The following is a 13,260-nucleotide window of genomic DNA, read 5'->3' as shown; positions in this document are numbered from 1 at the left end:
CGCTTACAGGCCCATCTTGTCGTCAGGGTCGAGGCTGACAGCGCGTGCCAGACCCTGCATCGAGCCGTTCAAGACTCGCGCCTGCACGGCATCAGCATCACCGTCATCCGGATGGGCGTCGAATTCGGTTTCTGCACGTGGCGAAGTGATCACGAGTTCGTCGGGTTGCGGCAGTTCGGGCTCGCGGCGATGACCACCATTCGGATCGCGCGCTTTGGGTTTCAGCACTGCTAGTAGCTCTTGCGAGGGCGGAATGGGCGTGCGGGTCGACCAGTCGTCGGGTTGGGTGGCAAAGCTGCCGGAAACCGTGAGCGAGGGTTTTAGGATTCGGCGCTGGAATTGGGGATCCTCGTAATATCGAACCTTGCGGGCGCGCACAGGATGCACACCCGAGATCATCACGATCTCCTCGCTCGGTGAGAGCTGCATGACTTCTCCTGATGTGAGTAGCGGACGGGAAGTCTCCTGGCGGCTTACCATCAAGTGACCGAGCCAGGGCGAGAGGCGATGTCCGGCGTAATTCTTCATGGCCCGCATCTCGGTCGCGGTGCCGAGCGCGTCCGACACCCGCTTGGCGGTGCGCTCATCATTGGTCGAAAACGCAATCCGGATATGGCAATTGTCGAGGATCGCGTGGTTTGGCCCATAGGCGCGTTCGAGTTGGTTCAGGCTTTGAGTGATCAAAAAGCTGCGGATGCCGTAACCTGCCATAAAAGCGAGCTGGCTCTCAAAGAAGTCGAGCCGGCCGAGGGCTGCGAACTCGTCAAGCATGAGGAGCAGCTGCTGCCGATTCCGGCTGGTATTGAGGCTTTCGGTCAGACGCCGCCCAATCTGGTTGAGCACGAGGCGCATGAGCGGTTTCGTGCGGGCGATATCAGATGGCGGCACCACCAGGTACAACGAGACGGGGTCGGGCCTGTCCACAAGATCAGCAATTCGCCAATCACATCGGCCGGTGACCGTAGCGACGACGGGATCGCGATAGAGCCCTAAGAAGCTCATCGTGGTCGACAGCACTCCGGACCGTTCATTTTCGCTTTTGTTGAGGAGTTCCCGTGCAGCTGAAGCGACCACTGGATGAACGCGATCCGCGAGATGCCGGGTCGCCAGCATCGCATTGAGCGTCGCATCGATTCCGCGAGAGGGGTCAGACAGAAAATTGGCGACGCCGGCGAGCGTTTTGTCCGCTTCCGCGTAGAGGACATGGAGAATCGCGCCGACCAGCAGCGAATGGCTGGTTTTCTCCCAATGATTGCGGCGCTCGAGCGCCCCTTCGGGGTCGACGAGGATATCGGCGATATTCTGTGCGTCCCGCACCTCGGAGTCGCCCTTGCGGATCTCGAGCAACGGATTGTAGGCGGCGCTTGCAGGGTTGGTCGGATCAAACAGCAGCACGGTCCCAAAGCGGGCGCGAAAACCCGAGGTCAACTGGAAATTCTCACCCTTGATGTCGTGGACAATGGTGGAGCTCGGCCACGTCAGCAGTGTCGGGATGACAAGTCCGACGCCCTTGCCCGAGCGCGTTGGCGCAAAGCACAGCACATGTTCGGGGCCGTTATGCCGCAGATAGCGGCCGCCAAAACGACCAAGCACGACGCCGTCGGGTCCAAGGAGCCCCGCACGCCGAACCTCCCGGGCATCCGCCCAGCGGGCCGAGCCGTATGTTGTCACATGCTGCGCTTCCCTCGCCCGCCAGATCGAGAGGACCATGGCAATGACCATGGCTGCGATCCCGCCACTTGCGGCGATGCAGGCGCCCTGCATGAAGATACCGGGCGCATAGGCATCGAACTTGAACCACCAGATGAAAAATGCGAGCGGCTGATAGATCGGCCAATGCCAGATCATGAACCAGGCGGGCCCGAGCTGTGGCTGGTAGGCCAGACGCCAGGCCGTCCATTCGGTCGCTGCCCAAAGGAAGCCGAGCACAGCCAACGAGGCGAGGAGCAGTTGCCCCCACAAGATGCGGGTCGCGGACATGGCAGACGCAATGCGCACCACCGCCGCCCCCATGCAAGAGCAATCCAACCGGCGTCGCAGTATCGCGCACGATGGCGCAGAAATCGGCGGTTCAGAGCGACAGCTCGCGCTTGCGGGCGAAATTCCAATCCACGCCGCCGGGACCGGCAATGCCGTTCACCTGTCTGCCGAGTTCACGCTCTAGCGAAGGTAACCAGGGCACGAGCTGAAAGCCGAGGCCATTGTCGATCATTGCAAAGCGGCCCGAGGAAAGTGACAGCCTTCGGCTGTAGATTCCCGCAACGGAGTCTCCTGCCTCAGCGGGGAGATAGGTCAACCCCGTCTCGGCGGCCAAGCGCCGGCCCACACTGTCGAGTTCGCGGTTACGCAAGGTCCCAATGAGGTTACGGCCGAGTGTGACCTTATCGCCATCCCGGCGAGCGAGCCCTTGCTCAATCAGCGTGTCGATACGTCGGTCGAGCGCGGCACGGACTTCGCTACCGAAACCGGCGCGCGAGAGATCGGTGCCTTCACGCGCGACCAAGCGCCGGTCAAGCCAGGTCGCCCCTTCCGCTGCCACCTGCTGATCAAGATTGAGATCTGAGCGGACGGCAAGCGCGATCCGCTGTCGGCCCCTGGCGTCCTCAAAGCGCCGCAGCTCCACGATGCCGCCGATCGGCCCGTCGCCAACCGCATCGATGTCTGGGAGTTTGAGATGATGGACGCGCCCATCGATCCCGTCGACAATGGCAAAGGCCGTGCTCCTTAGCTCATCATCGAGGCCGCGGGCAATAAGGCGCCCGATCACGGGTTCGCCGTGGCTTTCGCCTTCCAGCGCCCAGGATGTTGCTGCGCGTGCCGCGCCATCCTTGGTAAGGGTCTTGTGCAACCGCTTGATGATATCGCCACGCTCCCCCAGCGCGCGCAGACGCTGCTCTGCGTCAGGCGCCAGCACCCACCGCGCAGGCCCGGCAGGCTCGGCCAGGCCCAGGCGCTCGAGCGTCCGCATCCGCCCGATCCGGATCTCATGCAACGGATCGCGTGGGGCATCCCGGTCTGGCCGGAGATCGATCATCCCATCCGCCCCACCCGCTTGCCTGGCGAGCACCCGGTCGAGCCGCGTCCAGCGTTCGGCCACCATGTCCGCCTCGAGCCCTTTGCGGATCTCGAGCTCCGAGCGCGGACCGAGCTCGAGAGTCACGAGATCGCCGGCGCGGGCGCGCAGGCCCGTCGAGATATAATCGCGGCTGATGACGAGGTCCTTTCCATCATCGGCGCGGCCCCTCACGAGGATGTGGATATGGGGGTGCTCGGTATTCCAATGGTCGATGGCGACCCAGTCGAGTCGGGTGCCCAGATCGCGGGAGGCCTGATCCATCAGTTCGCGGGTGAAGCTGCGCAAGCTCTGCAGCTCTGAAGCATCATCGGGCGAGACGATGAACCGAAAATGATGCCGGTCACCCTCGCACCGCTCCGCAAAGGCACGGCCGTCGGCCTCATCTCCTGCGGCATCGAACAATTTGCCGCGCTCCCCATCCCGGGTCACCCCTTCTCGCTGGAGATATCCGATGTGAGCTCGGAGCGCGCCTGGCGAACGCATCCGCCGCACCACCCGCGCCTTGACGATGGCGCCTCGGGCGCTGTTGTTGAGGAACCGCGAAGCCGCAAGGCTCGCCGCGCGGCCACGCCCAAACGTGCTGCCACGCCTCGGGCCGCCACGCGGGAAGCCGCCGGCCTTTTGCGTGGCTTTGAGCGCCTGCGCCAGAAAGGATTTCGATCGCGGCGAATGGGTCGAGCGAATGCGGCCAGGACGGACGCGAAAATCGTCGTTACCGGTCATCGTGGCCTCATAGGGTGTGGAAAGCCCAGCAACTGTGACGCGTTGCAAGGAAATGGAAGTTGTGCCGGATGTGGCGCAATGTCGGCCATGTCGTTGGAGTTTGCTGCTGTTTCCTACCCCGACCGACCGCACGCACCTTGCGTGCTTTATCCTGCCCTCCTCGGTCGCTCGTTCCCAGGGCCCAACTTCCAAGCCAATAGACTCTCGGTACTCGCGGCGATTTGCGACAACATGCAGTTCGGCCCATTGCGGTGGATCCTCCAATAGCGCTTGCCCGAACACGTCGGCTGGTGGCCGATTCATTGCGAAAGAGCCGCCGAGACTTGGCAGTTGACTTGCGAAGCCCCCACTGTTTGCGAGCGAAGCGAGCGTTTGCGATAGCGATCGTTACCCGAAGGGCCGAGACACCCGTAGGGTGGCTCGGTGAGGAGCGAAGCGACGAGTAGAGCGCGGGCCGAAGGCATCGCCCGTATGCCATCAGCACGTTAATATCGCACTCCTCAGCGAACTCTTGCCGCGTGAGCGAGGGTCCTTCAGTGGCAAACCCGAAGGTCTTAGCGTCATGATCGTGTTGCAGCCTTTCGAATGCAAACCGAATGTCCGTCACGGTGCGCCCGCCCGCTCAACAAACAGCGGAGCCTCCCGCCAAGGAAGTGCACGCCTGCCGTCAACTGCGGCGTGTTCACCCTGCTCGCTGTCCAGCAATGGTGTGACCGCCGCGACGTAGGCCGTAGTTTCGGATGGAAGCGGCTTTCCTGTTACGAGGTGCTGTTCATATCGCCACGGACCTGCATGGTAGGCCGCAAGAAAGCCTGCCGAGCCGAAACGGTCGTGCATCTCCCTGAGATAAGCCGTGCCCGCCAATATGTTGCCTCGCGGATCAAACGGGTCGAGACCGAGCCCATAGCGAACGCTGAGCTCGACCCACGTGCCGGGCATGAGCTGCATCAAGCCCATTGCGCCACGAGGCGAGATCGCATGCTCGTCGCCCGCGCTTTCAATTTGTATGATGGCACTGATCCAGCTCGCCGGCACGGCAAAGCGAGCGGAAGCTTCCGCGATGAAGTTGGCAAAGCGGTCGATGGATGGAGGACGTACAGGGCTCTGTGCGCTCACCCTCGATTCGAAGAACGTCGATGCCGCAATCAAGCACATGAAATGCGTGATCACCACGATGAGGCGGGCACTGAGTCCGAGCGACGCGCGCCATGCAATCAGGTCCGCCGGCGCACGGAAATGACTTTTCCTTTGCCGGCCTGGCGAGCGCTTTTTGGTCGTTGGGCATGGCCGGCAAGGAAAGGCCGGACGCAGTTCTGAGGACCTGCAATCGACTGAGGGAGCGGGAATGCTGTGCATGATCACTCCTCGTCAGTCCAAACTGGTACTGCCCTGCCGATCACCGCGGATGTGGGTACCGGTCCAAAGTACCGACTGTCGAGCGAGTCGGTTGACTGCCAGTTCATGACAAAGATGTCGCCATCAGCAATGACGCGGCATCCGTTCCAAGCCGGAAGCGGACGGCCTCTCCCGTCGCGTTCCCGCGCCTGGCCGACCTCGACGCCGTCGACGGCGATCGTCAGGCGGTTTCGGCAAACCTTCTGTCCGGGGAGTGCCAGCACGCGCTTGAGCATGGGGACACCGATCGGCAGATAACCATTGAGATCAAGGAATGCAGCAAGGAGAGCAGGTGGCTGAATCGCGACAAGTTCGGTAACGACCAACGTCGTCATCGGCTGAAGGCGGTAAAGGCCAATTGGAACGCTGTTCGATGCATTCCATATGTAGCGTGGTGGCGCTCTCCCGATCGTCGAAAGGAGAAGAACGGTTGCCGCGAATGTTGTGAAAACCGTCGCACACCGAGCTGTCATGAGGTTATCCTCCGCCGATGGAGCCAGGCCTGGTGCCGGGACCGGGTGTATGGCCGGGGTATTTCGTTGACCGACAACCGGTTATGCGCGTGGTGCCAATAGTCGGGTGCTACGTCGGCAGGATCGATGTCGAGCGCCTCGACAGCATCGATCAATTGCAGCACCCGTTCGACCTTCGGCCAGCCGGATAGCCGCAACAGGCTCTCACCGCCGGGCTTGATCCAGGGCACCGTCGAATAGCGCTGTCCCGGCGACGCTGCGCGCAGGATATCGATGCGCGACAGAACCGTCCCAAAGTCGTTGGATGTCCAACGCACGAAGGCGAAGATGCTGCCGGGAGCGAACGACAGGACGCGTCGATTGCGGTCGACGAGTTTCTCCGAAACGGAACGACCAAATCGAATGCGGTTTTCGATGCGCTTTTCGAGCCACAGGAGTTCGACTGTCGTGAGATCGCTCACGACGACCTCTTTGGTCGAATGGCTTTGAGGATTGTGAACATCTCTCTTCATCGGTCAGCGCCGCTCTTTTCCCGCATAAGGGATGGGAGCGTGCCGTTTTGCCGGCAGCACGGTGCCAGTGCCCGGATCGCTGGTTGACGTTCTGGTACCGACGTCTGCCCATGCATTCAGGTCGGCAACGGCGTAGATCACGCGGCCACCGATTTTCCGGTAAGCGGGACCGGTGCCGTAAGTTCGGTGCTTTTCGAGAGTGCGGGGTGAAAGGCTTAAGTATCGGGCTGCCTCGGCAGTCCGCAGGTATCGTGGCGATGTAGCGAGGCTCGCATCGGACATCTGACAATCTCCGTTGCCGTGTGGAGCGCCAGCGAGGTCCGTGGCGCGCTGGCGGCGACAATGACGGAGAAGGGCCTCGAAGGGGGATGCCGAAGATGAGGGGGTCTATTTTCGACACCCCTGAAGGTGGGGCTATTTCTTCCGGGATGTGGGACGCAGCAGCGCGCGGTACCCGCCGCGCATCAGAGCGATGCCGTTCTTGACCAGGCGGATGGTCAAGCTGCGAAGATCATGGTCCTTCCAGGAGCGGCCACGAACGCGCTCCCTGCCGAACAACCCCTCTGCGATTTCACGATAACTATGTCCCGCTAACCAGGCATCGAGGGCTCGCATCATCAAGACGAAGCGCCGGCGACGTTGGGGAGAGAGCGCAAGAGGAGACGGGCCGAGACGGCGGCCGTCGATCGCGCACCAAAACCGGTGCGCCGCCTGCAGACGGATGTCGGAATTGGCGTCGAGTGGCAATTCGATCGAAAGCGGGACCCCTTTGGGGGGTATTGCTGGCAGATAAAGCCGGTGGCTTGCGCCTGCCAGCGCTACAACTCCATGCCAACCATCTGGCCCCCGGCGAAATTCGCCAGCGGCAAGGCTGGTCCAATCAAGGGCATATTGCCCACCATCGCTGGCCGCGCCGAATTGACGGAGCGACAAGACGGTCGAGAGGGCTTCAGGTGCCCAGAATATCGATTGCCGGTCGAACGCCTGTTCAGGATCAGCCGCGAAAAGACAACCCCCATTTATGTCGGAATGAGTGAGGCGCCCCATTCGATTGCGCAGCGGCTGTCAGATTCTTGAAATCTCGCTCGTATTCGCTGTCGCGGCGGAGCCATTCCCAAGCAACGTCGGCACCTTCTGCCATTCCGAAGTTTGCGTAATCTTGCTCTGATCTCCAATCAACAGCTGACATAGCGACTTCCCCACTGCACTGCACAAACGATGGCGAATTGCAGCCTGATAAATGTGACCATTTCTGGTTGCAGCATTCGGTGAAGCCAATGGCCTTATTTGCGTTTTTGATTGGGCTTCAAGGGATCGTCACGTTTTCTTCAAACAATCTTCATTCGGCCTTGGGCCAACCACGGCTGAGAAGCTGGCGATAACCGTGGCGCGCCGCCCACTTCGCTCGCGCCAAATGGCTCTCGTAGCAACGATGGGCGCGAGCGTGATCCGCGTCAGGATCAACGTGAAGAACGATACGCGCCACTTCTCGCCAATCGGCGTTGTCTTTTTCGGCGTCGAGGAGACGCACATAGGTGACCGCGTGTTGCTGGTCATACGGCGTCAGCGTCGGCTCATCAGGAGCCAGATCCGCAACTTGGGGATCAAGCGGTGGCACGCAAGAACTCCTATTGGTCGAGAAGCTTTGGAGAACCCTAGCTGCACCTGAGCTATTGTCGTACCCACTGGGTCAAGCGGTCTACAGGTTTTTGTGCGCTCCAGAGATCAAAGAATCGTTGGAACACTTCTGGCGATGCTAAGCGGCGGCTCGTCCCCGCGTATTATAGCACGTAGCATTGAAATACGCGATTGCCTCCTATCCTGCGGATGGACATTCGCAAGGTCTTTGGAGCAAACGCGCGCAAATTCCGCTTGGCCTTGGGGCTGAGTCAAGAAGCTGTCGCCGAGCGAATGGGTGTCGATCGGGCCTTTATCAGCAGCATGGAGCGAGGGCTGCAAAATGCCACCCTGCTTACAATCTGGGAAACGGCTCAGGCGCTGGAGGTTCGGCCAGTGGATTTGCTCGACGAAAAAACATCCAAGGCTCGTAGCTAGTCTCGCAAGCGGACTGCGAAGACTTCGCCCCCAACCCGATGAAGCTCCACTGGGCTATTCGAAAATTCAGGCCTGCGCCTCGGCGAGCCCTTGCGGCGCCTTTCGTCTCACCGGCTCTGGGCACGAAGGAAGCCCCGCCCGGATTGACTGGGCGGGGCTTGACGGAGCGAGCCTTACTCGCCGTTCTTGCGCGGCCGCGACCACAGCAGGGTGTAGCCGTCGCCACCCTCGTCATCGAACAGGTTTGCGTAGATCGGCGCGTTGAAGGAGGGGTCATCGAGTTTGAGCGAGAGGTAGTCGCGACCTTCCTCGGAGCGCTTCGACCAGGCGGCACCGATCTCAGCCCGGCCCACAAAAATGCGGTGGCTCGGGGCCTTGTCGTTTGAGGGATTGGTCTCGGCGACGATGCGGACGCCTTTGGCCTGCAGGCTGAGAGTGATGATTTCGCCCTGGAAATCGTTGCCGATCTTCTTGAACTGACCGATGGTAGCCATTGTCTCTTCTCCTGTTTGTGTTTCGAGCCCGCGACCACCGCGGCCTCGATGGCGATCTGCAAGGTCGAGGACGATCGGCGACGCACCCGAAGGGCCGCAGCGCAGCGAAGGACGCTGTCGCAGCGACTTTCTTGCCTCGCGAGGAATGGGCGAAGCCCAGGGGAAGAAAGTCGCTGCAATAGCGTTGCGGCTCAGACGATCGAGGCGCAGCCGGTCTTCGGCCAGATCGAGCCATCACAGAGGCCCGGTGCGTCGCGTGCTGAAACGCAATCTCGGGAGAAGAGGTGGCTAATCTCCGTTGTGCCGTACAAGGGGTTGGAACGGTTGGACGTAGAGAAAGAAACAGAATGCGGGAAATAGCGGCATCGCTGCCCGGAGAGACCTCCGGGAGAAGCGTCGTTCCACCCTGATGCGGAGCCGGACTAACGTCCAGCCCGTGCAGGTGCTCTGAGGAGACAACAACGTTCCTTCGCTCAGGTCCCGAACACCCTGCGCGCTGATCTACTCAAACCTGTTCGATACCGAGAGTGGGAAGATTTATCCTTCGCGTGTCGCGGCCGCGAGAACAGGTTGAGGGCCGTCGCCAATCGCCCTGCGGGGTTCGACCGGTCGGGGCTCCGTGAAGATGGTCAACCGCGTCCATGCTGTGCCGCCGACGAAGACCGCGCCGAGGCAAGCGAAGACCTCCCGCCAAACAAGCGAGGGCACTCCGATTTGTGCCATCGCAAGGACGACATAATAGCCAGCAAATGTAGCCGGCAGAGCGAACACGGCCGCGATGACGGCACGCAAGACTAGGGATCGTGTCATTGCGAACGCGATTTGGGCGATTGCTAGCGTCACGCCGCTGGCGGCGGCGGCAACAATCAACGCGCCGAGCACGCCAGCGCCAGTGTGCAAGGCCAACATGCCGGCATTTATCGCCACAAAGAATGGCAAAGCGTACACTGCCAGCGCGAAGATCAGCCAGCAGAAGATGCCGATGCCAGCGATGTTGAGGAGAAGTCCGAGGGCGAGCATGGTGGTGGCTCCATGTGCATAGGTGTAACGGTCACGCCTTCCACCACCACCACGGCGCAGTTCCGAATATGGTAGCGAAACGAGGCGGAGTTGCGGCGATGCAACTCCACCTCGGTGGCGTGAAGAGCGGTAGGACGGCGCTTACGCGCCGTCGCCGAACGTCCAGACGGGGATGCCGAGCTTCTTAGCCTTGTCGCTCAAGTTATGCTGGATGCCGGTGCCTGGAAGGAAGACCATGACGCCGATCGGCAGTAGCTCAAGCATCGCATCGTTGCGTTTGAACGGAGCGGCCCTCGTGTGCTTCGTCCAGTTCGGCTTGAATGCGATCTGTGGTACCTTGCGGTTAACAGCCCATTTGGAGGCGATCAGCTCGGCGCCTTTTGGCGAACCGCCATGGATGAGGACCATGTCGGGGTGCTTGGCGTGAACCTTGTCGAGGCGATCCCAGATCAGGTGATGATCATTGAAGCCGAGACCGCCGGTGAGTGCGATCTTCGGTCCCGCCGGCAACATGACCTCGGTTTCTGCGCGGCGCTTGGCTGCGATGAAGTCCCGGGAGTCGATCATTGCGGCTGTCAGCGTGCGGTGGTTGACAAGTGATCCCGATCGGGGGCGCCAGGATGAACCCGTATGGACTTCAAAGCGTTCGACCGCCTGGTCGCGGAAGAGCTCCAGGCAATTGCGGCGTTCGATTAATGTGATTCCTTCCGCCGTCAGGCGCTCGAGTTCGACTGATCGCACTTCCGAGCCGTTCTGCTCGCGCTGGCTTTTGCGCTGAGCCTGTTCGTTGTCGTCGAGCTGACGACTAATTCGGTCTGCGGCGCGATGGAAGAGGTTGACCGTCGACCAGAGCAGGTCCGGAAGGTCCGGTTCGAGCCGGGTATCGTCCAGTGTGGCGACCAGTGCGTCGAAGATGTCGGCGATTGCGCCAGCGATCATCTTACCTTCGGGCAGCGGTCTCGGATCGGGCTGGTCGTCGAAGGGACGGTAGCCAAAGAGCTGCAATTCATTGAGGACGAGGTCGGTCGGAGATGCGCCGTGCGGCGGTTCGATGTCGTCGTGATCGGTCATGGGATGTGGTCCTTTTGCCGGATCGGCCGCGCCCATCGCGGCCTTCGTGGCGATCACTCAGACGGCGGGCGGGACGGGCCGGCACCCGGAGCAACGCGGAGGGCCGCAGCGCCAGCGGAGGATGGCTGTGGGGCGGCTATTTTGCTTCGCGATGCAAAGGCCCGTAGGGCCGGCGGAAAATAGCCGCACCTCAGCCATTGCCAGCCCGAGGCGCCTGCCGTCCGATCGCCCTCTAGAAGGCCGTGGTCGCGCCTCTCCGGCTTTGGACCCACCGGGATCGAACTGTCGACATCGATCGAAGCTAAGCGCGACTATACGACAGTAGCCGGCAAGAACAGAAAGCGGGAGACGTCCTCCGGTACCAGCTGAATCCGTAGCGTTGCCCGAAGAGCATCGAGGCCGAAGACGTGCAGATCCTCGTTGAAGTCGCCTAGCCGAGGCGATAACGGGACCGCTTCGATGCCGACGGATCCTGCGCGTTGCAACAGGACAGCTTGCACCGCGTCCCCAGCGGCATCGGCGTCGCGAGCGATATAGAGCCGGCGCAAACTCGACGATAGTGCCATGGCTGCGAGGTGATTGGCCGATAGTGCAGCGGCCATCGGCAAAGTTGGAAGGAGACAGCGTAGCGACAGCATGGTCTCGATGCCTTCGCCGGCAACGAGCACGTCGTCGTCCGCTGCCCCGAAACGAACTGCGTTGCCGAGCAGGTCACCCATGGCTCGTCGCGGCGTATCGATCGGAGCCTTGCCAAGCCGAATCCGATCAAAACCGTCCGGATCGAGCCAGGTCCGGTGCACGCCGGTGATTCTGCCATCGAGGTCGGTGACACAGGCGATCATTGCCGGCCAGGTTTCGGTTGGCAGGTGCTCATCTGGGCGATAGTAGCAGCGAGGGTGGAAGCGCAAGCTGCCACCATGATGAACGTCGGCTATTCCTCGACGCTGCAAGTAAGTCTCAACGATGGTGTCCTTAATCGGACCCGAGATCGCAAACAGCCGTCTTGCGGCTTCTTGCGAGCCGACCGTTGCTGCGAGACGACTAGGCCTAGAGGCGTGTTCCGGTTCAGTACGAGGGAGCTTGAGAAACCGCCTCGCCTCCTCGGCGACCTCGCGGAAGTCACGAAGCCCGAGGCTATGCCGAATGATGTCCAGGAGATCGCCATGCTGGCCGGTCGCGGCGTCGGTGAACTTGCCAGCGGGGCCCTTAGGGGAATCTTGGAGCCGCACGAACAACGAGCGGCCTGGAGTATTATGGACATCACCAACCAGCCAATACCGCCCCTTGCGCTTTCCATTGGAAAGATAGTAACGGCACACCGCCTCGGCCTCGCGCGCGAGGCGATGCGCTAGTTCGGAGGCGTCGCGGCGCATCACGCGGCCTCCCGTTCGGCGATGCGTTCGATTCGATAGTGCTCGAGCACCTTCGCCAGGACTTCGACGCCGCCCTCGTCAGTGGGCACGAACATCCGCAGCTTCCAGGAGATGATCTCGCTGAAGAGGCCATACGTCCTGAGGCGATCGCGCATGGTGTCGGTGAAGCCCGACAGTTCGATGCGGTACGCGCCCATGACCCGGACGCGGCGGAGCTGGAGGCCTTCGGAGAGGTCGAGAACAGTTCGCCCCTCCATCAGAGCGGCAAAGGCCGCGTCCGACGCCAGCTTGGGCGCGTCGGCCGCAAGGACGTTCGCCACCCAGGTGGCCGAAACCTTGCGACCAATGACTCTTTCTCTGGCATCGGTCTGAAGCCGGTAGACCCGCGTCGACTCGTCCGGCAGCCGCTTCCAGATCGGCAGGAGCAACCCCGCGACCATATGGATGGTGCTATCGGTGAACTCGGGGACTTCGGCGAGCTCGGCCTGCCAGGCCGTGCCGAAGCGTTCGCGGTCGGCTTCCGCCCAGTGGCTTTCCGTCATCATCTTCAACGGAAGGCTGTTATGTTCCATCGGCCGGATCAGCCGCACGCGCCGTTCGATCTCACCGTCATCGAGCATGAAGCTCGGCGCCGGCACCTGAACGGCGGCCCGGCCCGAGCGCTCGTTGACCAGCGGGACGGCGCACGAATCCGAGAGCCGATCGAGCGCCTCGTCCAGCGTCACGGGCCGGTTGCGCCGCCGTTCGATGATGGTCAGCAGCCGTGTCTCCGCGCCAGTCCCGGGATGGGTGTAGATGACGCGCCGGTCAGCCACGACGAAGCTCTCGGCGAGCAGCGTCTCCAGGCCGGCATCGTAGGTGCCGGACGCGATCGCGCCTTCGATGCGAGCGGAGAGCAGTTGCTCGAACGCTGCAAACAACACGTTCTGCAGGTCAATGGTGAGCGCCAACAGCCGGTTGAGGAAGGTGGTGATCGGCGGCAGTTCATCCTTGATGCCGTTGGCATCAATCAGCTTCAGACCGGTCGCGTCCTCGAAACCCTGAAGCGAGCAGCCTTCAACCTTGCCG

The 13,260-nt window shown here is 61.8% G+C and carries 15 protein-coding genes; 1 reads left to right on the top strand and 14 read right to left on the bottom strand.

The window, feature by feature from the left end:
• Positions 1–3 precede the first annotated feature (3 nt).
• The 9 genes from Q0030_RS00070 to Q0030_RS00035 all read right to left on the bottom strand — a co-directional run bounded on the left by Q0030_RS00070 (position 4) and on the right by Q0030_RS00035 (position 7,797).
• Positions 4–1,980 carry a conjugal transfer protein TraG gene (locus Q0030_RS00070; RefSeq protein WP_298363210.1) on the bottom strand — a complete coding sequence of 659 codons (1,977 nt, stop codon included), beginning with the start codon at positions 1,978–1,980 and terminating at the stop codon, positions 4–6.
• Between the two features lie 91 nt (positions 1,981–2,071).
• Positions 2,072–3,799 carry a VirD2 family relaxase/mobilization nuclease gene (locus tag Q0030_RS00065; RefSeq protein ID WP_298361684.1) on the bottom strand — a complete coding sequence of 576 codons (1,728 nt, stop codon included), beginning with the start codon at positions 3,797–3,799 and terminating at the stop codon, positions 2,072–2,074.
• A 603-nt stretch (positions 3,800–4,402) separates the two neighbouring features.
• Positions 4,403–5,155 (bottom strand): lytic transglycosylase domain-containing protein, encoded by a 753-nt coding sequence (locus tag Q0030_RS00060; RefSeq protein WP_298361682.1) that lies wholly within the window; start codon positions 5,153–5,155, stop codon positions 4,403–4,405.
• A gap of 2 nt (positions 5,156–5,157) precedes the next feature.
• Positions 5,158–5,667: a S26 family signal peptidase gene (locus tag Q0030_RS00055; protein ID WP_298361679.1), complete on the bottom strand. Its 510-nt coding sequence runs from the start codon at positions 5,665–5,667 to the stop codon at positions 5,158–5,160.
• Positions 5,664–6,128 (bottom strand): DUF2840 domain-containing protein, encoded by a 465-nt coding sequence (locus tag Q0030_RS00050; protein ID WP_298361676.1) that lies wholly within the window; start codon positions 6,126–6,128, stop codon positions 5,664–5,666. The genes Q0030_RS00055 and Q0030_RS00050 overlap by 4 nt, the downstream gene beginning before the upstream one ends.
• 54 nt (positions 6,129–6,182) lie before the next feature.
• Positions 6,183–6,461 carry a helix-turn-helix domain-containing protein gene (locus Q0030_RS00045; protein ID WP_298361673.1) on the bottom strand — a complete coding sequence of 93 codons (279 nt, stop codon included), beginning with the start codon at positions 6,459–6,461 and terminating at the stop codon, positions 6,183–6,185.
• A gap of 132 nt (positions 6,462–6,593) precedes the next feature.
• A complete protein-coding gene (locus Q0030_RS00040) occupies positions 6,594–7,226 on the bottom strand; it encodes a DUF2285 domain-containing protein (RefSeq protein WP_298361670.1) in 633 nt (210 codons plus the stop codon).
• Positions 7,174–7,320, bottom strand: coding sequence for a DUF6499 domain-containing protein (locus tag Q0030_RS40510; protein WP_363323427.1), 147 nt, complete (start codon positions 7,318–7,320; stop codon positions 7,174–7,176). The genes Q0030_RS00040 and Q0030_RS40510 overlap by 53 nt, the downstream gene beginning before the upstream one ends.
• Before the next feature lie 198 nt (positions 7,321–7,518).
• Complete coding sequence (locus Q0030_RS00035) at positions 7,519–7,797, bottom strand: DUF2285 domain-containing protein (RefSeq protein ID WP_298361666.1); 279 nt, start codon at positions 7,795–7,797, stop codon at positions 7,519–7,521.
• 209 nt (positions 7,798–8,006) lie between these two features.
• On the opposite strand from Q0030_RS00035, the gene Q0030_RS00030 reads away from it, so the two are divergent.
• On the top strand, positions 8,007–8,234 hold the full coding sequence (locus Q0030_RS00030) for a helix-turn-helix transcriptional regulator (RefSeq protein WP_298361663.1): 228 nt from the start codon (positions 8,007–8,009) through the stop codon (positions 8,232–8,234).
• 173 nt (positions 8,235–8,407) lie between these two features.
• Here the strand turns inward: Q0030_RS00030 and Q0030_RS00025 are convergent, their stop codons facing one another.
• The 5 genes from Q0030_RS00025 to Q0030_RS00005 all read right to left on the bottom strand — a co-directional run.
• Positions 8,408–8,728, bottom strand: a complete 321-nt coding sequence (locus Q0030_RS00025) for a DUF736 domain-containing protein (protein ID WP_298361659.1) — start codon at positions 8,726–8,728, stop codon at positions 8,408–8,410.
• A gap of 537 nt (positions 8,729–9,265) precedes the next feature.
• Positions 9,266–9,748, bottom strand: coding sequence for a hypothetical protein (locus Q0030_RS00020; RefSeq protein ID WP_298361654.1), 483 nt, complete (start codon positions 9,746–9,748; stop codon positions 9,266–9,268).
• Positions 9,749–9,889: 141 nt separating this feature from the next.
• Entirely contained in the window at positions 9,890–10,819 is a 930-nt protein-coding gene (locus tag Q0030_RS00015) for a DUF2493 domain-containing protein (RefSeq protein ID WP_298361651.1), read from the bottom strand.
• Positions 10,820–11,130: 311 nt separating this feature from the next.
• Positions 11,131–12,192 carry a toprim domain-containing protein gene (locus tag Q0030_RS00010; RefSeq protein ID WP_298361648.1) on the bottom strand — a complete coding sequence of 354 codons (1,062 nt, stop codon included), beginning with the start codon at positions 12,190–12,192 and terminating at the stop codon, positions 11,131–11,133.
• Positions 12,192–13,260: strawberry notch C-terminal domain-containing protein (locus tag Q0030_RS00005; RefSeq protein WP_298361643.1), on the bottom strand; the 1,069-nt coding region annotated here is incomplete at its 5' end. The genes Q0030_RS00005 and Q0030_RS00010, both read right to left, overlap by 1 nt.

Source organism: uncultured Bradyrhizobium sp. (genome assembly GCF_947648125.1).
Lineage (GTDB): Bacteria > Pseudomonadota > Alphaproteobacteria > Rhizobiales > Xanthobacteraceae > Bradyrhizobium.
Note: the sequence above shows the minus strand (reverse complement) of the source record. Positions and strands in the feature narration are given on the sequence as shown.